Origin of the sequence: Methylomonas stagni, assembly GCF_050154735.1 — a bacterium.
Lineage (GTDB): Bacteria > Pseudomonadota > Gammaproteobacteria > Methylococcales > Methylomonadaceae > Methylomonas > Methylomonas koyamae_A.
On sequence record NZ_CP189557.1, the window covers coordinates 4677078 to 4701868 of the forward strand.

Below are 24791 nucleotides of genomic sequence, written 5' to 3' on the forward strand. Positions count from 1 at the left end.
GCGATTATAGCAAAGCTGCTAGAATGCCCGTCATGCTTGGCATTGCGGTGGGAACGATGAAAAAAGTCTTGGTTTCGGACAGATTGGCCGAAGAAGGTATTAACTTTCTGACGGCGCAACCGGGTTTGCAGCTTCGAATTCAAACCGGATTGACCGAGGACGAGCTTTGTGAATTGATTGCGGATTACGATGCGCTACTGATTCGTAGCGAGACCCAGGTCAGCGCTAAAGTACTTGCCGCCGCGAAAAATTTAAAAATTATCGGTCGCGCCGGTATCGGCGTCGATAACGTCGACCTCAATGCCGCGACCGAGCGCGGCATTATCGTTATGAATACCCCCGATGCCAACGCCACGACAACCGCGGAGCTCGCCATTGCGCACATGCTTTCGCTCAGTCGGAATTTGCCGGCCGCCAATCAATCGGTGCGTGCCGGGAAATGGGAAAGGTCTAAATTAATGGGGAGCGAGATCGCTCATAAGACGCTTGCCATTCTCGGTTTTGGCACGATAGGACGCATAGTCGCACTACGGGGGCATGGATTAGGGATGCGGGTCATTGCCCACGATCCGTTCGTGGCGCCTGAAATTTTCAGCAAGTACGGCGTCGAGATGATGGATTTCGATAGTTTGGTTCGGCAAGCCGACTACTTGACCCTGCATTGTCCCTTGCTAGAAAAAACGCGCCATGTGCTCGGGCCCGATCAATTTGCGGCGATGAAAAAAAGTGCGCGTTTGATCAATTGCGCGCGGGGCGGGCTAGTCGATGAACAGGCCTTGTTTCAAGCGTTGCATTCCGGAAGATTGGCGGGCGCGGCCTTGGATGTTTTCGAGCAAGAACCGCCGCAACAACATCCTTTGTTTGAATTGGATAACGTCGTTTTTACCCCGCATCTTGGGGCTTCGACCAAGGAAGCGCAAACAGCGGTCAGTGTTGAAATCGCTAGGCAAGTGACCCAATATTTACAAACCGGCGAAGCCATCAATGCGCTGAATCTGGACAGAGTGTCCAGTGAGGAGTTGAATTTGGCTCAACCCTTTATGCGCTTGGCTAATATACTCGGGAAGGTGCTGGCCGAGTTGCTCGATCGGCCGATCGAGCGCTTGGAAGTGGCGTTGTTTGGTAAGGCCGCGTATGCCAAGGTTCGGCCGATTTCCGCCGAAGCACTGATCGGCTTGTTGGCCGGGCAATTGTCGTCACCGGTGAACCGGGTCAATGTCGAACGGATCGCCAAGCGGCAAGGCATTGTTTTGCTCGAGTCTCAAAGTGAATTATCGGAAGGATACCAATCGTTGATTCGGATTACCGGTCATTGCGGTGATCATTCAGTGATTTTGGCGGGAACATTGCTTGGAGATCAGCATCCGCGGTTGGTCAGTATGAATCATTTCGAAATTGAAGTGGTCCCGGAAGGCGTGCTGCTGATTACTCGTCATCACGACCGGCCGGGGGTGATTGCCGCTATTAGCTCGATATTGGGCGGGGCCGGCATCAATATCACTCGGATGCAGGTCAGCAATGCCGATCGCCAGCAATCGGCGATGATGGCGATCAGCGTATCCAATCCGTTAAATCCACAATTGCTGCAGGCCGTTTGCGACGTGCCCGCGGTACAAACGGCAAGGCAAATCGTGTTATGAAGTTTGATGTTATCTGTTTCGACTGCGATAGTACTTTGAGCAGAGTCGAGGGAATCGACGAGTTGGCTAGGCGCAACGGCTTGTTCGAGCAAGTGGCGGCGCTAACCGACGCGGCGATGAATGGCGAGTTACCCCTGGAAGAGGTGTATGCCAAGCGCTTGGAATTAATTCGGCCGGACAGGGCGGCGATTGCTTGGTTGGCACAATTGTATCTCGATGAAATCGTCGACGGCGTCAAGGAAACCGTGGATTCGCTGTTGGCGCATGGCAAGGAAATACATATCGTCAGCGGCGGTTTGCGCCAAGCGATTTTGCCGTTGGCGGACTACTTGGGGATACCCGAGGCCAATGTACATGCGGTTGACGTCGAATTCGACGCTGTCGGTCAGTATCTCGGATTTGCGGTGCATTCGCCGCTGGCGGTTAGCGGCGGGAAAGCCAGAATTTGTCGCAGGCTACGAATGCGCCACGCCGCGCTGGCGATGGTCGGTGACGGAAAAACCGATCTGGAAGCAAAACAGGCCGGCGCTTATATGGTGGGTTTCGGCGGGGTCGTGCGGCGTCCTATGGTCGAGGCCGAGGCGGATTGTTATGTTATCGAACCGTCGCTGATGGCCGTTTTGCCTTATTTGCTGTAAGGCTAGGGTCGATTAGCGGGCGCTAGGGTGGTAGAATTCTCGGTTTTTTATAGGTTTCAGAGGGATAGCATGGCTGGGCACAGTAAGTGGGCAAACATCAAACACCGCAAAGGCGCTCAAGATGCCAAGCGCGGTAAGATTTTTACCAAGCTCATTCGGGAAATCACCGTCGCGGCCAAAAGCTCCGGTGGTGGCGATCCGGCCAATAATCCTAGCTTGCGTACCGCGATCGACAAGGCCTTGGGCGCCAACATGAAGCGCGACACCATCGACAATACGATCAAAAAAGCCACCGGTGCTTTGGATGGCGTGGTTTACGAAGAAGTGCGCTACGAAGGCTACGGTCCGGGCGGCACGGCGGTAATGGTTAACTGTCTGACCGACAACCGCAACCGTACCGTCGCCGATGTGCGGCATGCCTTCTCCAAACACGGTGGCAATCTGGGTACCGACGGCTCCGTGGCTTATATGTTCCGCAAAGTGGGGATCATCGGTTTTTCGAGCGAGGTCGACGAGGATGCGGTGATGGAAGCCGCGATGGAAGCCGGCGCGGAAGACGTTGTAACCAACGACGATGGTTCGATAGACGTCTTTACCGCGCCCGACGATTACTTGAACGTCAAGGAAGCGTTGGCGGCGGTGGGCTTGGTGGCGGAAAATTCCGAAGTGACCATGCACGCCGATGTCAAAACCGATCTGGACAGTGAAGCGGCCGAGAAAATGCTTAAATTAATCGATCGTCTTGAAGATCTGGACGACGTACAAGACGTTTATACCAATGCCGATATCAGCGACGACATCATGATGTCGCTCGGCAATGATTAAGTTCTTTTTAACCCGTTCCCTGGCCCGCTATTGATCAGGATACTCGGCATAGATCCCGGCTCCCGGATCACCGGTTACGGTGTGATAGAGACCACACCGCGCGGTGTTCGCTATATTGCCAGTGGCTGCATCCGCGTGCTTCCCAACGACTTTCCGAGCCGGTTGAAGCAGATTTTCGACGGAGTCAGTGAAATCGTCGCGCTTTATCAGCCACAGCAGATGGGCATCGAACAAGTTTTCATGCATAAGAACGCCGATTCGGCCTTGAAGCTAGGGCAAGCGCGCGGAGCGGCAATTTGCGCGGCGATGAACTTGGATTTGCCGGTACACGAATACGCCGCCCGCCAAGTCAAACAAGCTCTGGTCGGCAAGGGCAATGCCGACAAGACTCAGGTTCAGCACATGGTCAAAATACTGCTGGGAATCCAAGGCGAGATGCAAATCGACGCCAGCGACGCGTTGGCGATAGCGTTGTGCCACAGCCATTATCGAGAAACCGCCTTGCGTTTGGCGAGGGCCGGCGCATGATCGGATTTCTGCGCGGTAAATTAATCCACAAGGCGCCGCCGCAATTGGTTTTGGACGTGCAAGGCGTCGGCTACGAAGTCGAGGCGCCGATGACCACGTTTTACGATTTGCCGGCTTTGGGCGAGGAGGTGCGTTTACATACCCACCTAGTGGTGCGCGAGGACGCGCATATTCTGTTCGGCTTCGCGACCGAAAACGAGCGTTTGCTGTTCAAAACCCTGATTAAAGTCAACGGCGTAGGGCCTAAATTGGCATTGACGATATTGTCCGGCCAAAGCATCGACGAGTTCTACCGTTGTGTCGACGATAACGACGCCAAGAGTTTGGTGCGTTTGCCAGGCGTCGGCCAGAAAACGGCGGAGCGACTGATTATCGAAATGCGCGGCCGGCTACCGGACATCGGTGAGCCCGCGTCGCGGACGACCCAGCAAGCGGCGGCACGCATGCCGGCCGGAGCTAGGCAAGAGGCCGTCAGCGCTCTCTGCGCGCTCGGCTATAAGTCGTCGGAAGCCGAAAAAATGGTCCGCGCGGTGGCCGAAGACGATAAAAGCTGCGAGGACATCATTCGCCAGGCCTTGCGCGGAGCCGTTAAATGATAGAGAGCGACCGGCTGATCAGCGCCAGCGGCAGTGGCGACGAAGAACGTCAAGATCGCGCCATCCGACCGCGCCGATTGAAGGATTACGTTGGGCAAACCGAATTGCGCCAACAAATGGAGATTTTCATCCAGGCGGCGGTCAGTCGCGCCGAGGCTTTGGATCACGTACTGATTTTCGGGCCGCCGGGTTTGGGAAAAACCACGCTGGCCAATATCGTCGCCGCCGAAATGAATGTCAGCATTCGGCAGACATCCGGGCCGGTGCTCGACAAAGCCGGCGATTTGGCGGCCTTGCTGACCAATCTGCAAGCGCACGACGTATTGTTCATAGACGAGATCCATCGCTTGAGTCCGGCGGTCGAAGAGGTGCTGTATCCGGCTATGGAAGACTACCAAATTGATATTATAATAGGCGAAGGTCCGGCCGCCCGGTCGATAAAGCTGGACTTGCCGCCGTTCACGCTGATCGGCGCGACAACGCGGGCCGGATTGCTGACTTCGCCGCTCAGAGACCGTTTCGGGATCGTGCAACGCCTGGAGTTTTACAGCATCGAGGAACTGGCCAGTATCGTGACGCGTTCCGCGGCCATGCTGGGCATCGGCATGGACAGCGGGGGTGCCGACGAGATCGCGTGCCGCTCGCGCGGTACGCCCAGAATCGCCAATCGTCTCTTGAGACGGGTACGCGATTTTGCCGAGGTAATGGGAAACGGGGTCGTCAATCGGGATATTGCCCAGCGGGCCTTGGCGATGTTGAAAATCGACCAACACGGTTTCGACATGTTGGATCGTAAATTGCTTTTAGCGATGATTGAACACTTTCAGGGCGGGCCGGTCGGGTTGGATACCTTGGCGGCGGCCATCAGCGAGGAGCGCGGCACCGTCGAAGACGTATTGGAACCTTATTTGTTACAGCAGGGATTTATCATGCGGACGCCCCGAGGGCGGGTAGTCACGCACAAAGCATACAGTCACTTCGGTTTGCCGGCGCCCAACCAAGAACCGGGCAGCGACGACATCTTTAGTTTATGACCTTGTCAAATAGCGCATTCAGTTGGCCGGTCCGCGTCTACTACGAGGATACCGATGCCGGGGGCGTCGTGTTTTACGCCAATTATCTGAAGTTTTTCGAGCGCGCCCGCACCGAAATGTTGCGTGATCGCGGCTTCGAGCAAGACCAACTGTTACGCGAACAAAATCTGATTTTCGTGGTCCGTTCGGTGAGGGTCGATTACCTGAAACCGGCTCGCTTTAACGATTTGCTGCTGGCCACCGCCTCGGTCGTCGAGCATCAAAAAACCAATCTGACCTTTGCTCAAACCCTGATGCGCGGCCAAGACCAATTAGCCAGCGGCGAGATTCGCATTGCCTGTCTCGACGCGCAAACGATGAAACCTAAACCGATTCCCCTTGCCATTTTGGAAACCCTAAACTGATGAATACCGATTTATCCATCCTGACGCTGGTTAAAGAAGCCAGTTTTGTCGTTCAGTTCGTCATGTTCATTTTGCTGTCGGCGTCGGTTGCTTCATGGACTTTCATCTTCTCCAAACGCAAGGAGTTGAAGCAGGCGATCGAGATTACCGACGATTTCGAGGACGAATTCTGGTCCGGAGTCGGTCTGGCCGAACTGTATAAAAAAATGTCCAGCGACCGTTTCGAGCCGGAAGGCATCGAAAAAATCTTTTTGGCGGGCTATCGCGAATTCGCGCGGATGCGCCAGAAAGGCGACGTCGAGCCGTCGGTACAAGTGGAAAGCGCGCAACGGGCGATGCGCATCGAACTTTCGCGCGAACTGGATCGGCTGGATGAGACCTTGCCGTTTCTGGCTACCGTCGGTTCGACCAGTCCGTATATCGGTCTGTTCGGCACGGTTTGGGGCATCATGAACTCGTTTCGGGCGCTGGGCGAAATCAAGAATGCCACTTTATCCAACGTCGCGCCGGGTATTTCCGAGGCTTTGATTGCCACGGCGATCGGCTTGTTCGCGGCGATTCCGGCGGTGATCGCCTACAACCGTTTCTCGACTCGATTGGATCGCTTGGCCGGTCGCTACGAGTTGTTCGTTGACGAGTTCGTGGTCCTTTTGCAAAGACAGGCGCACAGCAAATGAACGTCGGCGGCAGCAATCGCAGATCGCGAAAAAACGCGGCGTCATGGCCGAAATCAACGTCGTACCTTATATCGACGTCACCTTCGTTTTGTTGATGATCTTCATGATCACCGCGCCGCTGGTCCAGACCGGCGTCGATGTCGAGCTGCCGCAAGCGGAAGCCGAGTCGGTCGATCTACAGGATCAAGTCCCGGTCATCGTGTCGATCAAGAAGGATGGCAGTCTTTACGTCGATATCGGTAATGGCGACGAAGAGGCCGATACGCCGGTCGATGTCGATACCGTCAAGACTCGGGTTGCCGCCGTGTTCAAAAACAATCCGAAAGCCCAGCTTTACGTGCGCGGCGACCACGAAGTGGATTACGGCAGTATCGTTAAAGTGATGGTGGAATTGAAAAAGACCGGCGCCCCCAAGGTTGGTTTGATGACCTCGCCCCCGCCCGAGAGTAAATAACGATAGCGCATGAGAAATTTCAAACCCTCGTTTGTCCTGGCGGTCGCTTTACATATATTGATCGTGTTGCTGTTCAGTATCAGCTTTCTGACCGACAGTGATACGGCTCGGACCGCGCCGCCGGCTGAAGTTATCGAAGCCACGATCCTAGACGGCGCCGAAATCGATGCCGAAGCCGAGCGCTTGAAACAAAACGAAGCCAATAAGCATCAAGCCGAGGTCGAGCACCAACAACAACTGGAAAATGCCCGGAAAGCCGAAGAACAGGCCTTGCAGCAAGCCAAAAAACAGCGAGTGCTGGAAGAACAGAAAATTCAAGAAGCGGCGGAGCGCCGAAAGCAAGAGGCTTTGGAAGAGCAAAAGCGGCAAGAACAACTGGCCGCCAAGCGCAAGGAAGAGGAAAAAAAGCTAGAGGAGGCCAAGGAACGGCGAACTCTGGAAGAGAAAAAAGCCAAGGAAGCCGCCGAGAAGCAGAAACAGGCCGAACTGGAGAAGCAACGGGAAATCGCGGAAAAGCAAGCGACCTTGGAAAAGCAAGCGGCGCTGGAAAAGCAACGGGAAGTCGAAAAACTCAAACAGCTGGAAAAGCAGAAGCAGCAGGAAGCGGAGCGCGAAGCCAAGCTCAAGGAACAAAAACTGGCGGAAGAGGCCAAGCTCAAGCAACAACAAGAAGCCGAAAGCAAGAAACTGGAGCAAGAGAAGAAGCTGCAGGAGCAAAAAGTACTGGAGCAGCAAAAAAAGTTACAGGAACAAAAAGCCGAGGAAGCGAAGCGGCAGGAACAGTTAAAACAGGCGGAAGCCAAAGCCAAGGCCGAACGAGAGCAACAACTGGCGGCGGAAAGGGCCAAGGTTGAGAAAGACCGGCAGGCCGCGCTGAACGCGGAAAAAGCCAAGCAAGCCGCCGAAGCCGAAGCGCGGGCCAAAGTTGAAAGGGAAAAACAACTGGCTGCCGAGAAAGCCGAAAAAGACCGCCAAGCAAAGCTCGCCGCCGAAAAAGCCGAGAAGGAGCGCTTGGCGGCGGAAGCCGAGGCTAAAGCCAAAGCCGAAAAAGACCGTCAGGCCAAGTTGGCGGCCGAAAAAGCGGAAAAGGCTGAAAAAGAGCGCTTGGCCGCCGAGGCCGCCGCCAAGGCCAAGGCCGAACAAGAGCGGCAAGCCGCGATTGCCGCCGCCGAAAAAGCCGAACAGGAACGCAAGGCGGCTGAAGCCGCTGCCGCGGCGGCCGCGAAAGCCGAGTCGGATAAGCAAGCCAGCTCGGCCGCCAAGGACGCGATCGCCCGTAAGGTTGAGGGCGCTTGGACGAGGCCGATCAGCGCGACGCAGGGCTTGAAATGTACAATTCAGGTAAAATTGCTGGCTAGCGGCGATGTCATGGATGCGGTGGTCGTTAGCAGCAGCGGCGACCCGATTTTCGATCGTTCGGCCGAAAACGCCGTTAGAAAAGCGTCGCCATTGCCGGTCCCGCAGGACAGGAATCTGTTCAATCAGGAATTTAGAGTATTTACCTTTGTGTTTAAGCCGGAATAACCCGTAACGGAACCCTAGAAAATGATGTTAATCCCCCGAATATTAGTCGTCGGCCTGTTGGCTTCGATACTTTCCGTCGCTCAGGCCGCCGGTTTGACAATAGAAATCACCAAGGGCTCGCAAACTGCGGTGCCCATCGCCATCGTCCCGTTCGGTCAGCAGGGCGCCGTCGGCAATGTAAAGTTGTCGGATGTGGTTAGCGCCGACTTGGGCGGTAGCGGTTTTTTCAAAACCCTGTCCGAAGACGATATGTTGACCAAGCCGACCGAGCCTGAGCGCGTCAACTTCAAGGACTGGCAGGTATTAGGGCAGGACTACGTCGTCATCGGCCAGGTCGTCGGCAACGGCGGCAGCTTCAACATTCAGTTCCATTTGTTCAATGTCCATAACGGCCAATTGTTGATGGGTTACCGACTGACCGCCGGCGCCAACGAATTGCGCCGCGCCGCCCACCATATCAGCGATTTGATTTACGAAAAACTGACGGGTCGCAAGGGCGCGTTCAACACCCGGATTGCGTACGTGACCAGCGTGGCGCGCGGCAACGGCAAGCAATACATGCTGCAAGTGGCCGATGCCGACGGCTACAACCCGCGCACGATCGCCGAATCGCCGGAGCCGATCATGGCGCCGGCTTGGTCGCCGGACGGCAGCAAGATCGCTTACGTGTCGTTCCACACCAAGCGTTCGGAAATTTTCGTGCAAACCCTGGCTACCGGTCAGCGCGAGAGCGTGTCGGCCTATCCCGGCATCAACGGCGCGCCGGCATTTTCGCCCGACGGCAGTCGCTTGGCGATGACTTTGTCCAAGGATGGTAGTCCCGATATTTACGTGCTGAATCTGTCCGGCCGCAGTTTGACTCGGATGACGTCCGGTTTGTCGATCGATACCGAGCCGACTTGGTCGCCGGACGGCAGTTCGATCGTGTTCACGTCCGACCAAGGCGGTAAACCGCAGCTTTACATCATGCCGGCGTCCGGCGGTAAAGCCAGTCGCCTGACCTTCCAGGGCGATTACAACGCTCGCGGCCGCTTCTCGGCCGATGGTCGCAGTTTGGCGATGGTGACCGGTAGCGGTGGAGATTACCGGATCGCTGTGATGGATATGGCCTCTCGGACCGTCAACGTGCTGACCGAAGGCCGATTGGACGAGTCGCCGAGCTTCGCGCCCAACGGCAGCATGGTCTTGTTCGCGGCGACGCGCGGCGGCAAGTCGGCGCTGTCCGTCGTATCTACCGATGGTGCGATGCAGCAGAAATTGGCCTTCGAGAACGGCGGGGTTCGCGAGCCGGCCTGGGCACCTTGATCGCCCGAGCGATAGCCTGCAAACTTTCACTAATCGACTTTGATTTTTTATTTGGAGAACAGCATGACACTTAGCAAAAAAACTCTGGCTTTGGCGATGATCGCCGTCTTGGCAAGCGGATGTAGCTCGACCGACGAAAGCGAGAACGGTTTGGGCGACGCGACTCAAGGTAGCGACGCGTCGACCAGCGGCTATAACGACGGCTCCATGTCCGGCAGCCAATTCGGCTCCGGTAACGGCTTCAACTCCGGTTCGAACCTGGGTCCGGAGTTCAGCGATCCGAACAACCCGTTGTCCAAGCAAGTGATCTATTTCGAACTGGATAGCGCGCAAGTCAAACAAGACTATGTGCCGGTCGTTGCCGCTCACGCCCGTTATCTGGCCTCCCACCCGAATCAACACGTGATTTTGGCGGGTCATGCCGACGAACGCGGTTCCAGCGAATACAACATCGCATTGGGCGAACAACGCGCCAAGTCGGTCGAACGGATGATGCGTAGCCAAGGGGTCGGTTCCGGCCAGTTGGAAGTCGTCAGCTACGGCGAAGAGAAACCGGCGGTTTCCGGTCATGACGAATCCGCATGGCAACAAAATCGTCGCGTTGAAGTAGGCTATCAATGAGCCGGCGGGCGCTTCTGATTGCAAGTATCGGCTTGGGCCTGGGCGCCCAGGCCCAAGCCGCTCCGGCGAACGGCGGCGATGTCGGGCAGCAGGGCGGCTATGCCGTGCAGGCTCCGACCGACAACGCAATCTTCGAAGTGTTGAGCCGGCTGGAACAATTGCAATCGGAAGTGCAACAACTGCGCGGCATGGTCGAGGAGCAATCGCAAACGATCGCGGACTTGCAGCGCAAGCAAAGCAATATGTATTCGGATCTGGACGACAGAATGCAGGCGTTGCAGGCGGCCGGGCAACCGGGTGGCGCGCCGGCTGCAGCGGCGGCGCAGGCCGGGGCGGCGAGTACGGCGGCGGCATCCGCGGTTCCGCCGGCGCAGACCGGCGCTACACCGCCTTCGGTTGCCGGATCGCCGGTATCGACGCCAGCGGGTCAGGCCGCCCCGGCACCGGTTGCCGCGACTGTCCCGCCCGTCGAAGTCAAGCCTGCAATTAGTGGGGCCGCGAGCGCCAGTTCAACTCCCGCCACGAGCAGCAGCGAGCAGGAGCGCTATCAGCAAGCCTACGAAACTTTGCGGAACGGCCATAACAGCCAGGCCATCAAGATGTTTCAGGAACTGTTGGCGGCCAATCCGGCCGGCGAACTTTCCGACAACGCGCAGTACTGGTTGGCGGAAGCTTACAAGATCAACCGCGAATTCGATGCCGCCAAGGCGGCGTTCAACAAAGTGGTCAGTCAGTATCCGAATAGCTCCAAGGTGCCGGACGCGTTGCTGAAACTCGGTTACATCGAGTTCGACCTGCAAAACGCCGCGAAAGCTAAGGATTATCTGACCCGGGTTACGACCAGCTACCCCGGGACCACCGCCGCGCATCTGGCCGCTAAGAAGCTGGCGCAAATGCCGCAATGACCGACGAGCTAGCGAAACTGTCGTTACGCATTACCGAAATCTTTTATTCGCTGCAGGGCGAGGCGGATAGCGTCGGTTGGCCGACCGTGTTTATCCGCCTGACCGGCTGTCCGCTACGGTGCGCTTATTGCGATACCGCTTACGCGTTCAGCGGCGGCGAGAAAATGCCGATTTCGGCGATTTTGCAAAGGGTTCGCGAATATTCGACCCGTTACGTTACCGTGACCGGCGGCGAGCCGCTGGCGCAGCCCGGTTGCTTGAGTTTACTGAGTGTGTTGGCCGACTCGGGCTATCAGGTTTCCTTGGAAACCAGTGGTGCACTGGATGTTTCGGGTGTCGATGCTCGAATCGTCAAGGTCATGGACTTGAAAACGCCAGCCTCCGGCGAAATGGCGCGCAACCGCTACGAGAACCTCGATTGCCTGACGCCGCGCGATCAAATCAAATTCGTCATTGCCGACTCGGCCGACTATCAATGGTCTAAGCAACAAGTAAACGAACATCGTTTGGCCGAACGCTGCCAAGTGCTGTTTTCGCCGGTGATGGGGCAGATGGCTCCAAGCGAGTTGGCTGATCGGATTCTAGCCGACCAGTTGCCGGTACGCTTTCAAATTCAACTGCATAAATTTCTTTGGGATGACGCGAGAGGAAAATGATTCGGCGGGCAAAGCCGCCATTGTGTTGTTATCGGGCGGATTGGACTCGATTACGGTTCTGGCGTTGGCTACTCGGCAGGGCTATGCTTGCCACGCGTTGAGTTTTGATTACGGTCAACGCCACAATGCCGAATTGGCGGCCGCACGGCGCATCGCCGAACGGTATCGAGTCGCCGACTATAAGATTTTCAATCTCGGTTTGAATGCGATGGGCGGATCGGCGCTGACCGACAGCGCGATCGCCGTGCCGACCTCGCCGCAAACCGGCATACCCGTCACCTATGTGCCGGCTCGCAATACGATCTTCTTGGCGTACGCGCTGGGGTGGGCCGAAGTCTTGCACGCCAGCGACGTATTCATCGGCGTTAACGCCGTCGATTACTCCGGCTACCCGGACTGCCGGCCGGAATTTATCCAAGCCTTTCAGACCATGGCGAATTTGGCGACCAAGGCCGGCGTCGAAGGCCAGCAAATCCGAATACACACGCCCTTGATGGCGATGAGCAAGGCCGACATTATTCGGCAAGGTTCGACGTTGGGCGTTGATTACGCCGACACGGTCTCTTGCTATGCCGCCGATGTTGAAGGCCGGGCTTGCGGCGTGTGCGATGCTTGCCGGTTGCGGGCGGCCGGATTCGCGGCGGCCGGTGTGGTCGATCCCACCCGTTACGTTCGCGGTTAGATGGCGCTTCGGCGATCCTCGGCTATGCTTTGCCTTGATTGGATCAAGGGCTTGGGGCGTCATCATGCGGAGTTCAACTAGTTCACAATTCGTCGCGGTTGCTTCGATTGCCGCCGAATTGAGTGCTGTATTACAGGTCGCCAAGGAGATTTCGTTGGCAGCGGCGAATGCCAAGGCGATTGCGTTTCGGGCCGGCGAAAAGGCCAAGGGCTTCAAACCGATCACCGATTTCATCAACGAGTTGGCCAAGGACACGATGGCAGTGGTCAATCGGATCAACGCCGATACCCTGAACTTATACCGTTTGACGGTTGCCGAGCAGCGAATGCGGGAGGCCAATCGGCACTTTGATTTGGCGGTCGCGGCAGCGGCGGGTGCTCGTCACGCCGATTCGTTGCTACGGGTAAGGGAAACGGCTCGACGGCAAGCGGAGGCCTGTCACGGCGAATTTTCGATTCACGTCGATGATTTATTAAACCAGTTAAGCGGCATCCTCTATCCCGCCAGAGCCGCCAGAGTGATCGCCGCCAACTCGCGCATCGAAGCGTCGCAAGCCGGCGAATACCTGCAAAGCTTGCAAGCCGTCGCCGAGAGTGTCGATCGTGCCGCGCAAATCATCAACGAAAAAGTTAGCAAGTGCCGGGGAGCGTTGGTCGCGATCAGCGCCGGATACGCTCAGGGCAACCAAGGCCAGCTATGAAAATCACGAAAATCTACGAAGGTGCTCATCAGTGGCTGATGTTTGGCCGCGACAACACCAAACCGGCCACCATCATTGATACCAATCAGTACATGGTGCGCACCGCCAGCCGTTGTCTATTGATGGAGCCGGGTGGGATCGAATTGTTCGCGCCGATGCTGGCGGCAGCCGTTCATCACGCGCCGGTCGAGGAAATCACCGACTTGTTCGCCTCGCACCAAGATCCCGACATCATTTCGTCGTTGGGCTTGTGGGATCGGGCCTTACCGCACGCTAGACTGCACGCGCCGCTACTTTGGGAGGGTTTTTTGAGGCATTTCGGTTGCGACGCGATCGAGTACGTCGCCATTCCCGATCAGGGTGGGACTATCGAGCTGGGTGGCGTGCAATTGCAAATAGTGCCGGCCCATTATCTACACTCGTCGGCCAACTTTCATATTTACGATCCAGTCGCGAAGATTCTGATGTCCGGCGACGTCGGCGCGGCGCTGGAGGAGGGCGATACGCCGGTATTCGTCGAGCATTTCGATACTCATGTTGAAAAAATGCGCTATTTCCATCAACGCTGGATGCCGTCCAATCAAGCCAAGCGGGTCTGGATCGAGCGCGTCCGCAAATTAGATATTCAGATCCTGGCGCCGCAGCACGGGCGAATGTTTAAGGGCGACGATGTCAAGCGTTTTCTGGACTGGTTTGAAGCCTTGCCGGTGGGGATTGCCGTATAAAACAAGCATTTGCCGAAAATTGGGTTTATAATCCGCGCCAATCTAGCCCCTGTCGAGAGACTGGGGTTTTTTGTTAGTGAGAAAGGCTGGAGTATCTCATCGAGCATGGCGCAAAAACTGTATATACAAACTAACGGTTGTCAAATGAACGAGTACGATTCCGACAAGATGCGGGACGTACTGATGGCCTCGCACGGTATGGAACTGACCGAAATACCCGAGCAGGCGGACGTGTTGTTATTGAACACTTGTTCGATACGCGAAAAAGCCCAGGAAAAAGTGTTTTCGGCGGTTGGGCGCTGGAAAAAAATCAAGGACAAACGTCCGGACGTGATTATCGGCGTCGGCGGTTGCGTGGCCAGCCAGGAAGGCGCGGCATTGCAAAAGCGCGCGCCCTACGTTGACATCGTGTTCGGACCGCAAACCCTGCATAGGCTGCCGGAATTGCTGAACAAAGCCCGGAGCGGCGACAGGCACGTCGTCGATATTTCATTTCCGGAAATCGAGAAATTCGACAACTTGCCCGAACCCAGGGCGGAAGGCCCGAAAGCCTTTGTATCGGTGATGGAGGGGTGCAGCAAGTACTGCACCTATTGCGTGGTGCCGTATACGCGCGGCGAGGAAGTCAGTCGCCCGCTCAGCGACGTGATCGCCGAAATCGAAGCGCTGGCTAGGCAGGGCGTGCGCGAAGTCAATCTGCTAGGTCAAAACGTCAACGCCTATCGCGGCGAAACCGAAGACGGCGACATCGCCAGCTTTGCGTTGCTGCTGCATTACGTGGCGGCAGTAGACGGTATCGAGCGAATTCGCTTTACCACGTCGCATCCGTTGGAATTCACCGACGACATCATCGAGGCTTTCGCCGAGATTCCGCAACTGGTCAATCACCTGCATTTGCCGGTGCAAAGCGGTAGCAATCGAATACTCGCCGAAATGAAGCGCGGTCACCGCCGCGAGGACTATCTGGACATCATCCGCAAGATCAAGGTGGCCCGTCCCGGCATCAGTTTGTCGTCCGATTTCATTGTCGGGTTTCCCGGCGAAACCGAGCAGGATTTCGAAGACACGATGGCCTTGATCAATGAGGTCGGATTCGACTTTTCTTACAGTTTCATCTTCAGCGCGCGGCCCGGTACGCCGGCGGCCGGTTTTGCCGACGATGTCGGCATGGAGGTCAAGGAGGCGCGCTTGCAACGGCTGAAGGAACGTTTGAACGACATGTTCATGGCGTTTTCCGAAAGTATGGTGGGGTCGGTGCAGAGTGTGTTGGTGGAAGGTGTCTCCAAGAAAAATCCGCTGCATTTGACTGGCCGGACCGAAAACAACCGGGTGGTCAATTTCGCCGCTCACCCACGGCTGATCGGTCAATTCGTCGATGTGTTGATTACCGAAGCCTTACCCAATTCGCTGCGCGGCCGATTGGCCGAGTCCAGCGTCGAAAAAATCCAACAGATTGCCTAGTGTTGAACAGCTCTCATTTTTCCGAAGAACTGACGCTGCTGCCGGCGGATGCCCAGCGCCTCTCTAATTTTTGCGGTCAACTCGATAGTCATATTCGTCAAATCGAGCAACGTCTGCAGGTCGAGATCGCCAATCGCGGCAATTTCTTTCGGGTGACCGGTGTCGATGGGGCGGTCAAGGCGGCTTGCGCGGTCATGCTGAAGCTGTTCGAATTGACCGAGCGCGAAGAGATTACCCCCGAACAAGTGCATCTGAGTCTGCAGGACGCCAGTATCGACCAATTGTTGAAGGCCTTGCCGGCATCGCAGCTCGAGCCGGTGGCGATTCGCACCAAACGCGGCGTCATCAAAGGCCGGGGACATAACCAACAGGATTATCTGCGCAAGATTCTCAGCTTTGACATCAACTTCGGCGTCGGTCCTGCCGGTACCGGCAAGACCTATCTGGCGGTGGCTTGCGCGGTCGAGGCGCTGCAGACCGAGCGGGTAAGGCGTATCGTGTTGGTTCGTCCGGCGGTCGAGGCCGGCGAGAAACTCGGCTTTCTACCCGGCGACATGGCGCAAAAGGTCGATCCCTACTTGCGGCCGCTTTACGATGCGCTCTACGACATGTTGGGTTTCGAGCGGGTCGAAAAGTTATTGGAGAAAAACGTCATCGAAGTCGCGCCACTGGCTTTCATGCGCGGACGAACGCTGAACGACTCGTTCATCATTCTGGACGAGGCGCAAAATACCACGGTCGAGCAGATCAAGATGTTTCTGACCCGGGTTGGATTCGGGTCGACGGCGGTGATCACCGGCGACGTGACTCAGATTGATTTGCCGAACGAAAAAATGTCCGGGTTGAAACACGTATTGAAAGTCTTGAAGGATGTCGAAGGCATCAGTTTTACCTTCTTCGGTGTGCGCGACGTGGTGCGCCATCCGTTGGTTCAGCGCATCGTGGCGGCTTACGACCGTTACGAGCAAGAACAAGGTAAGGTCGGCTGATGAACCTGATCGAGTTGCAGGTCGCGACCGAAGCCGAGCATCCCGAGCCGGCGACGTTTCAGGTTTGGGTCGATGCAGCACTGGCCGGGCGCGAGGCCGACAGCGAAATTGTGATCCGTTTGGTTGATGAAACCGAAAGCGCCGAATTGAACGGCCAATATCGACAAAAGGCGGGTCCGACGAATATCCTGAGTTTTCCGTTCGAAGCGCCGCCCGGCGTGGAAATGGATTTGCTGGGCGATTTGGTGGTTTGCGCGCCGCTGATAGCCCGCGAGGCCGCGGAGCAAGGCAAGTCGGTTGAGCATCATTGGGCGCACATCACTGTACACGGCGTATTGCATTTGTTAGGGTATGATCACGTCGACGAGTTGGAGGCCGAGCAAATGGAATCCCTGGAGATTGAAATTTTGGAAAAATTGGATATTGCCAATCCTTATATGGAGGAACACGAACGATGAGCGATGGTAACCCCCCGAGTAGTCAGCCCCACCAGAAAAGCCTGATCGAACGTATCGGCCATTTTCTGAGTGGGGAGCCGCAAGATCAGGAAGATCTGCTGGAAATTCTCCGTGAGTCGCAGGAAAAGCACTTGCTGGACTCCGACGCGCTGGCCATGATGGAAGGCGTGATGCATGTCGCCGAGATGCGGGTCCGCGACATCATGATCCCCCGCTCGCAGATGGTGGTGGTTCCTAGGGACGCGGAATTGGAAACCATCTTTCCGTTGGTTGTCGAATTCGCCCATTCCCGTTTCCCGGTCATCGAAGAAGACCGCAGCAAGGTGGTCGGCATTCTGCTTGCCAAGGATTTGCTTGGCTGCGTTTTGCGCGACAAGAACTTGAAAGTCGAAAACGTGATGCGGCCGGCCAACGTCGTTCCGGAGAGCAAGCGCTTGAACGTCTTGCTGAAAGAGTTTCGTACCGAGCGCAATCATATGGCCATCGTCGTCGACGAGTACGGCAACGCCGCCGGCTTGGTGACCATTGAGGATGTCCTGGAGCAAATCGTCGGTAAGATCGAGGACGAACACGACGATGACGAATCCGAGGAGTACATTTCCCAGCGTAGCGAGAAAGAGTTCATACTCAACGCGTTGACGCCTATTGAGGAATTCAACGACTACTTCTCGGCGGTTCTGGAAGACGACGAATGCGACACCATCGGTGGCTTGATCGTCCAACGCTTGGAGCATTTTCCGAAGAAGGGCGAAAAAGTCGAAATCGACGACTTTTGTTTCGAAGTCTTGCGCGCCGACAACCGCCGCGTGCACTTGATCAAACTGAAATTGAAGTAAACTCGGCCGGGCCGCCGGCCAAGCGGGCTTCGAACGCCTCGGCCGGTAGCGCCTGCGAGAATAGAAAGCCCTGACCGAAGTCGCAGCCGGATTCCACGAGTATCCGGTGTTGCTCTTCGGTTTCTATCCCTTCGGCGACAACCTTCATTCCCAGTTTATGGGCCATTGCGATAATCGCCTCGCAAAGCACGCGGTCGCTCGATTCCGGCCCCAGGTTGCTGACGAAGGAGCGGTCGATTTTCAGATAATCGATGTCGAATTTTTTCAGATAGGCCAGCGACGAATAGCCGGTGCCGAAATCGTCCAGCGCCACTTGGATACCGTTGTCCCGAAAGCTTAGCAATTGCTCCTTGACGTCGTTACTGGCATCCAGCAGCAGCCCCTCGGTGATTTCGACGATGATGCCGGCCCCAGGCAAGCCCAGTTGCCGTAAGTGTTCAGGCCAATCGCGCTGAGTTTGGTTGGTATCATGAAATTGGACCGGCGATTTGTTAATGCTGATTTGGAAATCGGCGTGAAACCGTTGCCGCCACAGTTTGGCGCGCTCGGCGGCCTGCTTGAACACCCAATTGCCGATTTCGTTGATAATGCCGATGTCCTCGGCGATCGGCACGAACTCCGCCGGACTCACCCAGCCGCGTAGCGGGTGCCGCCAGCGTAACAGGGCTTCTGCCTTATACACGACGCCGGTGGCAAGATCGACTATCGGTTGATAATACAGTTGGAATTGATCGGCGCCGAGCGCGCCGCGTAAATCGCCGGCGATTTCCATTCGGACTTGCGCCGCTTCCTGCATTGAGAGCGTGAAATAACAATAGCGATTGCGGCCTTGGTGCTTGGCGGCATACATGGCCTGGTCGGCGTTTTTGATCAGTACGTGGATTTTGTCGCCGTCTTTCGGGAACAGCGTGATGCCGATACTCGCCGACAGATAGGCCACCTTGGCTTTCAGCTGAAACGGTTCGGCCAGTTTTTGCAGCAAATTGACGACGATGCGCTCGACATGTTCCGTATCGTCGAGTTCGCCCAGGATAATCGTGAATTCGTCGCCGCCCAGTCGCGCCACGGTATCGGATTCGCGCACGCAACGCAGCAAGCGTTGCGCGGCATCCTTAAGCAACAAATCGCCCATATCGTGGCCGAGCGTGTCGTTGATTTCCTTGAAGCGGTCCAGATCCAGAAAAATCAGCGCCAGCGCGCGGCCGGTGCGATGCGCCTTCTTCAGTTCCTGATCCAGCCGGTCGTGAAACATCCGGCGGTTGGGCAGTCCGGTCAACGGGTCGAAATTGGCCTGAGTCCAGATTAGCTCTTCGGTTTGCTTTTTTTCGGTGATGTCGGAAAACAAGGCCACGCGCCGATGCGGACTGCCGTCTTCGTTAAAAATCGTGTTGACCGTCAACCATTGCACGAACACTTCGCCGTTCTTGCGGCGATTCCAGATTTCGCCCTTCCAGTGGCCGCTGGCGTTAATCGCATGCCACATGGTTTGATAAAAATGGTAGTCCTGGCGGTCGGAGTTCAGAATATTGTAATTCTGACCGATGACTTCCGCCGGGGTATAGCCGGTGATCGCCGAAAATGCCGGGTTGATGGCCAGGATAGAGCCGAGCGCGTCGGTGACGGCCATCGCTTCGCTGCTGTTTTGGTAGACCAGCGAAGCCAGCCGCAATTCTTCGTTGGCACGGCAATGTTCTATCGCGATTCCGGTCAGATTGGCGGCCTGTTCGGTCATTTGCAAGTCGCGTGGCGTGGGTAGCGCCGGCTGACGTTGATAAATGGTCAGAGTGCCGAGCAACTTGCCGCCGGCATCGCGTACCGGCTCCGACCAGCAAGAAGCCAAGCCGGCCTTGGCCGCCAACTCCCGATACGGCGTCCAATAAGGATGGCTTTGAATGTCTTCGATAATGACTCGGTCGCCGGTCACCGCCGCTGTGCCGCAAGAGCCGACGCCGAAGCCTATGCGCAGGCCGTGTAGCGCGCAATTGTAAAATTCCGGTAGATGCGGGGCCGCGCCGACCAGCAAATGGCTGCCTTCTGCGTCCAGCAACAAAATGGAGCACAATAGCGCCGGATTTTGGGTTTCGATGCCCTCGACGACCGCTTCCAAAATGTCGGCAAGCGGCAGGCTTTTGGCCAGGCGTTCCAACACCCGGTTGTGAGCGCGTTCGCGATCGGCGGCGTGTTTGCGGTCGCTGATGTCGGTCGCGATCCCGATAATGCCCAAGACCTCGCCCTTCAGGCCCAATAGTTTGGTGCGACTGATTTCCAGACTGTGGCTCTCGCCGTCCACGAACGTGAGTTGTTCCTGACTTAGGTGCGGTGCCAGGCCGCCGCTAAGACAGCGTTGGTCGGCTACTTCGAAGCGGGCAGCCATGTCGGTGCCCAGCAGTTCGTCCAGCGCGGAGGTGTGCAAAAACCGGCTTTCCGGAATGCCTAGCGCTTGGCAGAAGGTCTGGTTGACGAAGGCGTAGCGACCGTTGGTGTCCACCAACCAAATCCCGACCGGCGCGTTGTTCAGGATCGCGTGCAGTTTGGCTTCGGAGGCATGTATCTCGGCGATTTGACCGTTGAGCTGCTCCGCCAGCGCTCGAAACAGGCGAGCTAAATGGCCGATCTCGTCGTTGCGGTCGACGGGGATATCGGCGAGCGGCAAGCCCAGCTGAAATTGTCCAATGGCTTTGGTCATTGCCTGCAGCGGTTTGGCTAGCATCTTGGCAAGCAGCAGTGAAACCAAACTGACCAATAAGCTTAGGGACAAGGCGATACGGATGACTTGGAGGCTCAGAGTCTTGCTGCCGATCGAGACCACGTCCAGCGGGGTGTATAAACCGAGTACCACGAAACGGCCTTCGCTGGCCGCGCCGTAATCCTGGCGGGCGAAAGCGGCCAAATAGGGTACGCCCAACGCGCTAACGGCGGTATCGCTGAGTACCGCGATCCGGCTGGAACCGTTCAGCAGCGGCGCGGTGTCCGGAATGTCGTTTTGGATTCTGACCGGCCGGCCGCGTTCGAAACTAAAGGCTTTCGCGGGATCGGGATGGATCAGGTAATCACCGCGTCGATTGACCAGCAATGGGTAGCTGTCGCCGCTGTAACTGTCGCGCAGCCGCTTGAATAGGTCGGCGAGATCGACGTTAATGACCAGCACGCCCAAGGTTGTCCCGGCGGCGGACTTGACCGGGGTGGCGACGCGGATGGTCGGTTGGCCGTAGCCCAGATGGGTCCCAAGCTCCTGGTTTAAGTTGATCTCCGAAATGTAAACCTGACCGGCCGGCAAGGCCGCGGTTTCGAAGACGTAGGGGAAATGGTTTTTTCCTGCAAGTGGGGTGCTTCGATCACTTTAACGCCGGATTGGTCGCGATCTGCCCGCACCGTTTCCAGGCCAAAATGCCGGCTATCGATCAGGCGGATTTGGCTGTACTCGGGGTGGGAGACCAGCAAGCCGCTAAATATCTCGGCGAGCCTGTCTTTATCCATCGTAGGTTTGGTGGCCGGCTCGGCTTCCAGTATTGCGCGGTTTAGCGCCAAGCCGGCCAGGAAATCGACATCGGCAACGGTCGCCTTGAGCGCGGCGTCGAAGCGTTGCGCCGAGTCTCGCGTCGCGGTCAGCAGTTTTTCCTTGGCCGAATCGATCAGCAGCGCGCGACTGCGCTGGTAGACGTAATAGCCGGTCAGGCCCGACGACAACGTGCCGAACAGACCCAGCCAGAATGCCAGTTTTAGGCCTATGCTCAGACGCATCAGAAGGCCTCCGGCGCATCGCCGGAAATAATCCGGTCCCACAGGGTTTTTTGACGCTCGGGATTGCCGATCGGCTCCAGCCAGATCAATTTGGCATCGGGTGCCAGATCGGCCGGCTGACTGGTGGTGTTGGCTAGGCCGTGTCGTTCGGTTAAGTGCGCGCCGACTTGCGGCTCCAGCATGAAGTCTATCCAGCGTTCGGCCAGCCCGGTATTGCCGGCGTTTCGGGTAAGCGCCCAGCAATCCAACCACGCCAACGCGCCTTCGTCGGGGATGACGTAACCGACGTCCGCGCCGCGCCGCCTTAGTTCCTGGAGTTGTTGATTGCCGTAATTGCCGAAAATCAGCGCGATATCGTGCTTGGCGTACAGTTCGCCGGCTTCCTCTACCGACGTGTAAAAGGTCAGTACATTGCGGCGCAGTTCGGCCAGTCGGCGGGCGGCGGCGTTCAACTCGGCGTCGCCGAGGCTGAAAGGGTGGGCCGCGCCGCTGAGTAATCCGACCAGGGTAAAGTTGTGGTTGCTGGTATTAAAAGCCAGCACGCGCTGGCGGTAGGCCGGGTCCCAAAGTGCCGACATCGAGCGAGGCGGGGAGGTCACTTTACGGCGGTCGTAGATTAGCCCCATTTCAGCATAGGTGTAGGGTATCGCATAGGCGCGACCGGCGTGAATCAGGCCAAAGGTAGCGAGGTCGCGAAAGCGCGGCAGTTGGCGCGAGCGATTGGCAATTTTGGCCGCATCCAGCGGCACGCTGATGCCGGCGGCGATGTAACGTTGCAATTCGGCGGTGTTGGCCGCGAATACGTCGTGATGCTCGTGATTGAGCTTGTACCATAAGTCGTCGTCCGATTCGACGTAGGTGACTTCCACTTCGGCGTCGTAGCGTTTGGCGAATTCGGCGACGATCTCCGAGTCGGCGTAACCCGGCCAGGCCAAAACCTTTAACGAGGGTTTCGCGCTTACCAGCGAAACGGAGCACAGCCACAGTGCCGTGATCGAAACCATCCTGGCGAAGCGTTGGTGGGAGCTTAGGAGAGAGACGATGGATTTCATGGTTGCCCATGATACCCAAAGGCGGTTGGAAAGAAAGGTAAATTGTTGGCGAATCGCGCGAAAAACTTGTATTAATCGGTTTTTGTGCTAGCGAGTAAGGCCGGCCGAGATTAGCCGGTTTTATTTGGCAATGTCGACACGTATCAGGATACGCGTCGTCTGGGTTTCGGTGCTTTGGTTGAAACCCGTCATGCCTGCGCCGGACGATTGGGTTTGATCGGCATTGCCGGCGATTTCAATCCATTCGCCCAGTTTGGCGCGGAGGGTGGTTTGAACGGCTTGAGTGGCTATTTCGCCGTTTTGAAATTGGTTGGACCAAGGCGATATCGCCAGCGTCACTTGGTCGTCGCCGGCCAAGCGCGGGACCACCGCAAAGCCGCTGCTGGCTTCCAGCATTTGGGTGCTGCTCAGCACCGCGCCTCCGTAATTGGAGCCGTATACCGTGACGTTACGGACCGGTTTGATTTCGCCGGTCTTGATAAAGGCGGTTTGTCCCTCGGTGGCGCGCACCTGCTGTTGTTGGCGTTGGCCGCGCAAATCCTCGGTATTCCCGGCCAAGCCGCGCAGTTCGACGCGCTCGGGGTGCAGTGTCGCGGCCGCTTCGGCGTTCAATTGCTCGGCGGTCTGGCTGGTGGTTTGCAAGACGCTGATCGTCAAATTGCGGACCGGGCCGTCCAATTGCTTGACCAGGGCGCGGATCTCCGCAAGCTTGGCCGGAGCAGTTTTGACGATCAATTTGGCGCCATCGGCGACGATGCGGTCGTCACCGTTTAGTAACGGTTGGAGCAGGGCTTGGATCTCCGCCGCCGGCCGGTTGCCAAGCTCGATGATTTCCATCACCGTATCGTCGGCTAAAACGGCCGCGGCCCAAAGGCTGATTGCAAGCGTCGGCCCGCTAAATTTCATCGTACAGCGCCAGATAGCGTTGGGCGCTACTTTGCCAAGAAAAGTCCCGGCTCATCGCGTTGCGCTGCAACTGCCGCCAATCTTTCTTGTGTCGGAACATCACTAGGCAACGTTTGATCGCTTCGGTCAGTGTCGCCGCCGACGTGTCGTTAAATACGAAACCGGTCGCGGTGCCGTTGGCGATGCTTTCCGGCAATGTGTCGACGACGGTATCGGCCAAGCCGCCGGTTTTGCGGACGATAGGGATCGTGCCATAGCGTTGACTGTACATTTGGTTTAAGCCGCAAGGCTCGAAGCGCGACGGCATCAGGAAAATGTCGGCGCCCGCTTCGATCTGGTGGGCTAGCGGCTCGTTGTAGCCTATCGTTACCGCGACTTTTTCCGGATACAGGCGGGCGAATTCCATCAAGCGGTATTCGTTGCTCTTGTCGCCGCTGCCCAGGAAAACGAATTGGGCCGGTAGTTCCAACAATTCCGGCAAGCCAGCCAGAATCAGATCGATGCCTTTTTGTTCGACCAGCCGGCCGATCAAACCGAATACCGGGAGTTCGGCGTCGACGGGCAAGTTCATTTGTTGCTGCAATGCGATTTTGTTGGCGGCTTTGTCGTTCAGGGTCTTCATGCCGTAGGTCTGGGCGATGTGCGGATCGATCGCCGGATTCCAGACTTCGGTATCGATGCCGTTTAGAATACCGCTCAATTGCGATTGCTTATGCGCCAACAGACCCTCCAGACCGTAACCGAATTCCGGCGTTTGGATTTCCTGGGCATAGGTTGGGCTGACGGTAGTGATGCGCTCCGCGTAGGCCAAGCCGCCCTTGATGAACGACAACATCCCATGGTACTCCAGACCCTCCGGGTGCCAGAGCTGGCCGGGCAGGTTCAGCAACGTAAACGCGGTGGCGGGAAACAGACCTTGATAGGCCATATTGTGGATCGTGAATACGCTGGCCGGATGTTGGTGTTCCAGCGATAGCAGAGCCGGCACCAGACCGGTTTGCCAATCGTTGCAATGCACGATGTCGGGTTGCCAGTCCAGGTAGGCGCGGTTCATTGCCACTTCGGCGACGATACGGCAGAACAGCGCGAAGCGGTCGCCGATATTCGGCCATGGCATGCCGTTATCGTCGACGTAAGGGTTGCCCGGTACTTTAAAGAACGGCGGGTAATCGACCAGCCAGACCGGAATCTGGCTGCCGGGCAGCCAGGTTTCCAGCAGGTTGACATCGCAATTGTTGACCTTGACCGTGCACAGGTAACGGCCCGGTTCGCAATTGCGGATGGCCTGGTAGTTGGGCATGATGATACGCACGTCCTGCTCCAGCTCGCCGAGGGCCAGCGGCAGGCTGCCGGCGACATCGGCCAGGCCGCCGGTTTTGATCAGTGGATGGGTTTCGCTGGTGGCGAACAAAATTTTCTTCATCGCTTAAACAG

26 protein-coding genes are annotated in these 24791 nt (G+C 56.9%); 21 read left to right on the forward strand and 5 right to left on the reverse strand.

Going from position 1 to position 24791, the window contains the following annotated elements; genetic code table 11:
* Nucleotides 1-56 precede the first annotated feature (56 nt).
* From serA to ACP4CD_RS21465, 21 genes are all read left to right on the forward strand, one after another.
* Nucleotides 57-1640, forward strand: a complete 1584-nt coding sequence (gene serA / locus ACP4CD_RS21365; RefSeq protein ID WP_426992524.1) for a phosphoglycerate dehydrogenase — start codon at nt 57-59, stop codon at nt 1638-1640.
* Entirely contained in the window at nt 1637-2278 is a 642-nt protein-coding gene (locus ACP4CD_RS21370; RefSeq protein ID WP_064030729.1) for an HAD-IB family phosphatase, read from the forward strand. The genes serA and ACP4CD_RS21370 overlap by 4 nt, the downstream gene beginning before the upstream one ends.
* Nucleotides 2279-2347: 69 nt before the next feature.
* Nucleotides 2348-3103, forward strand: coding sequence for a YebC/PmpR family DNA-binding transcriptional regulator (locus ACP4CD_RS21375; protein ID WP_064030728.1), 756 nt, complete (start codon nt 2348-2350; stop codon nt 3101-3103).
* A gap of 30 nt (nt 3104-3133) precedes the next feature.
* On the forward strand, nt 3134-3631 hold the full coding sequence (gene ruvC / locus ACP4CD_RS21380) for a crossover junction endodeoxyribonuclease RuvC (protein WP_064030727.1): 498 nt from the start codon (nt 3134-3136) through the stop codon (nt 3629-3631).
* The gene (ruvA, locus tag ACP4CD_RS21385) at nt 3628-4227 is read left to right on the forward strand and encodes a Holliday junction branch migration protein RuvA (RefSeq protein WP_064030726.1); all 600 of its coding nucleotides are present in this window, start codon (nt 3628-3630) and stop codon (nt 4225-4227) included. The genes ruvC and ruvA overlap by 4 nt, the downstream gene beginning before the upstream one ends.
* Nucleotides 4224-5261: a Holliday junction branch migration DNA helicase RuvB gene (ruvB, locus tag ACP4CD_RS21390; protein ID WP_064030725.1), complete on the forward strand. Its 1038-nt coding sequence runs from the start codon at nt 4224-4226 to the stop codon at nt 5259-5261. Before ruvA ends, ruvB begins: the two co-directional genes overlap by 4 nt.
* The gene (gene ybgC, locus ACP4CD_RS21395) at nt 5258-5665 is read left to right on the forward strand and encodes a tol-pal system-associated acyl-CoA thioesterase (RefSeq protein ID WP_168032703.1); all 408 of its coding nucleotides are present in this window, start codon (nt 5258-5260) and stop codon (nt 5663-5665) included. The genes ruvB and ybgC overlap by 4 nt, the downstream gene beginning before the upstream one ends.
* Nucleotides 5665-6342 (forward strand): protein TolQ, encoded by a 678-nt coding sequence (tolQ, locus tag ACP4CD_RS21400; protein ID WP_064030723.1) that lies wholly within the window; start codon nt 5665-5667, stop codon nt 6340-6342. Before ybgC ends, tolQ begins: the two co-directional genes overlap by 1 nt.
* Before the next feature lie 43 nt (nt 6343-6385).
* The gene (gene tolR / locus ACP4CD_RS21405; RefSeq protein ID WP_231883721.1) at nt 6386-6796 is read left to right on the forward strand and encodes a protein TolR; all 411 of its coding nucleotides are present in this window, start codon (nt 6386-6388) and stop codon (nt 6794-6796) included.
* Nucleotides 6797-6805: 9 nt separating this feature from the next.
* Nucleotides 6806-8320, forward strand: a complete 1515-nt coding sequence (gene tolA, locus ACP4CD_RS21410; protein WP_426992528.1) for a cell envelope integrity protein TolA — start codon at nt 6806-6808, stop codon at nt 8318-8320.
* Nucleotides 8321-8341: 21 nt separating this feature from the next.
* The gene (tolB, locus tag ACP4CD_RS21415; RefSeq protein WP_426992530.1) at nt 8342-9625 is read left to right on the forward strand and encodes a Tol-Pal system beta propeller repeat protein TolB; all 1284 of its coding nucleotides are present in this window, start codon (nt 8342-8344) and stop codon (nt 9623-9625) included.
* 63 nt (nt 9626-9688) lie between these two features.
* Nucleotides 9689-10246 (forward strand): peptidoglycan-associated lipoprotein Pal, encoded by a 558-nt coding sequence (gene pal / locus ACP4CD_RS21420; protein WP_064030719.1) that lies wholly within the window; start codon nt 9689-9691, stop codon nt 10244-10246.
* Complete coding sequence (ybgF, locus tag ACP4CD_RS21425; RefSeq protein ID WP_426992531.1) at nt 10243-11151, forward strand: tol-pal system protein YbgF; 909 nt, start codon at nt 10243-10245, stop codon at nt 11149-11151. The genes pal and ybgF overlap by 4 nt, the downstream gene beginning before the upstream one ends.
* Nucleotides 11148-11807 carry a 7-carboxy-7-deazaguanine synthase QueE gene (gene queE, locus ACP4CD_RS21430; RefSeq protein WP_426992533.1) on the forward strand — a complete coding sequence of 220 codons (660 nt, stop codon included), beginning with the start codon at nt 11148-11150 and terminating at the stop codon, nt 11805-11807. Before ybgF ends, queE begins: the two co-directional genes overlap by 4 nt.
* Complete coding sequence (gene queC, locus ACP4CD_RS21435; protein ID WP_426992535.1) at nt 11788-12489, forward strand: 7-cyano-7-deazaguanine synthase QueC; 702 nt, start codon at nt 11788-11790, stop codon at nt 12487-12489. Before queE ends, queC begins: the two co-directional genes overlap by 20 nt.
* A gap of 64 nt (nt 12490-12553) precedes the next feature.
* On the forward strand, nt 12554-13189 hold the full coding sequence (locus tag ACP4CD_RS21440; protein WP_426992537.1) for a chemotaxis protein: 636 nt from the start codon (nt 12554-12556) through the stop codon (nt 13187-13189).
* Complete coding sequence (locus ACP4CD_RS21445; protein WP_426992539.1) at nt 13186-13914, forward strand: MBL fold metallo-hydrolase; 729 nt, start codon at nt 13186-13188, stop codon at nt 13912-13914. Before ACP4CD_RS21440 ends, ACP4CD_RS21445 begins: the two co-directional genes overlap by 4 nt.
* A 105-nt stretch (nt 13915-14019) precedes the next feature.
* Nucleotides 14020-15375 carry a tRNA (N6-isopentenyl adenosine(37)-C2)-methylthiotransferase MiaB gene (gene miaB / locus ACP4CD_RS21450; RefSeq protein WP_426992541.1) on the forward strand — a complete coding sequence of 452 codons (1356 nt, stop codon included), beginning with the start codon at nt 14020-14022 and terminating at the stop codon, nt 15373-15375.
* Entirely contained in the window at nt 15375-16364 is a 990-nt protein-coding gene (locus ACP4CD_RS21455; protein ID WP_426992543.1) for a PhoH family protein, read from the forward strand. Before miaB ends, ACP4CD_RS21455 begins: the two co-directional genes overlap by 1 nt.
* Nucleotides 16364-16822, forward strand: coding sequence for an rRNA maturation RNase YbeY (gene ybeY, locus ACP4CD_RS21460; RefSeq protein ID WP_426992544.1), 459 nt, complete (start codon nt 16364-16366; stop codon nt 16820-16822). Before ACP4CD_RS21455 ends, ybeY begins: the two co-directional genes overlap by 1 nt.
* Nucleotides 16819-17658 (forward strand): HlyC/CorC family transporter, encoded by an 840-nt coding sequence (locus tag ACP4CD_RS21465; protein WP_071160556.1) that lies wholly within the window; start codon nt 16819-16821, stop codon nt 17656-17658. The genes ybeY and ACP4CD_RS21465 overlap by 4 nt, the downstream gene beginning before the upstream one ends.
* Here ACP4CD_RS21465 and ACP4CD_RS21470 read toward each other — a convergent pair.
* The 5 genes from ACP4CD_RS21470 to glgA all read right to left on the reverse strand — a co-directional run bounded on the left by ACP4CD_RS21470 (nt 17639) and on the right by glgA (nt 24780).
* Nucleotides 17639-20935: an EAL domain-containing protein gene (locus ACP4CD_RS21470; RefSeq protein WP_426992545.1), complete on the reverse strand. Its 3297-nt coding sequence runs from the start codon at nt 20933-20935 to the stop codon at nt 17639-17641. The genes ACP4CD_RS21465 and ACP4CD_RS21470 overlap by 20 nt on opposite strands.
* On the reverse strand, nt 20896-21399 hold the full coding sequence (locus ACP4CD_RS21475; RefSeq protein WP_426992546.1) for a hypothetical protein: 504 nt from the start codon (nt 21397-21399) through the stop codon (nt 20896-20898). Before ACP4CD_RS21475 ends, ACP4CD_RS21470 begins: the two co-directional genes overlap by 40 nt.
* The gene (locus ACP4CD_RS21480) at nt 21399-22451 is read right to left on the reverse strand and encodes an extracellular solute-binding protein (RefSeq protein ID WP_168032683.1); all 1053 of its coding nucleotides are present in this window, start codon (nt 22449-22451) and stop codon (nt 21399-21401) included. The genes ACP4CD_RS21475 and ACP4CD_RS21480 overlap by 1 nt, the downstream gene beginning before the upstream one ends.
* A gap of 120 nt (nt 22452-22571) precedes the next feature.
* Nucleotides 22572-23357: a type II and III secretion system protein gene (locus ACP4CD_RS21485; protein WP_426992548.1), complete on the reverse strand. Its 786-nt coding sequence runs from the start codon at nt 23355-23357 to the stop codon at nt 22572-22574.
* On the reverse strand, nt 23347-24780 hold the full coding sequence (glgA, locus tag ACP4CD_RS21490; RefSeq protein WP_064030706.1) for a glycogen synthase GlgA: 1434 nt from the start codon (nt 24778-24780) through the stop codon (nt 23347-23349). The genes ACP4CD_RS21485 and glgA overlap by 11 nt, the downstream gene beginning before the upstream one ends.
* Nucleotides 24781-24791: the final 11 nt, after the last annotated feature.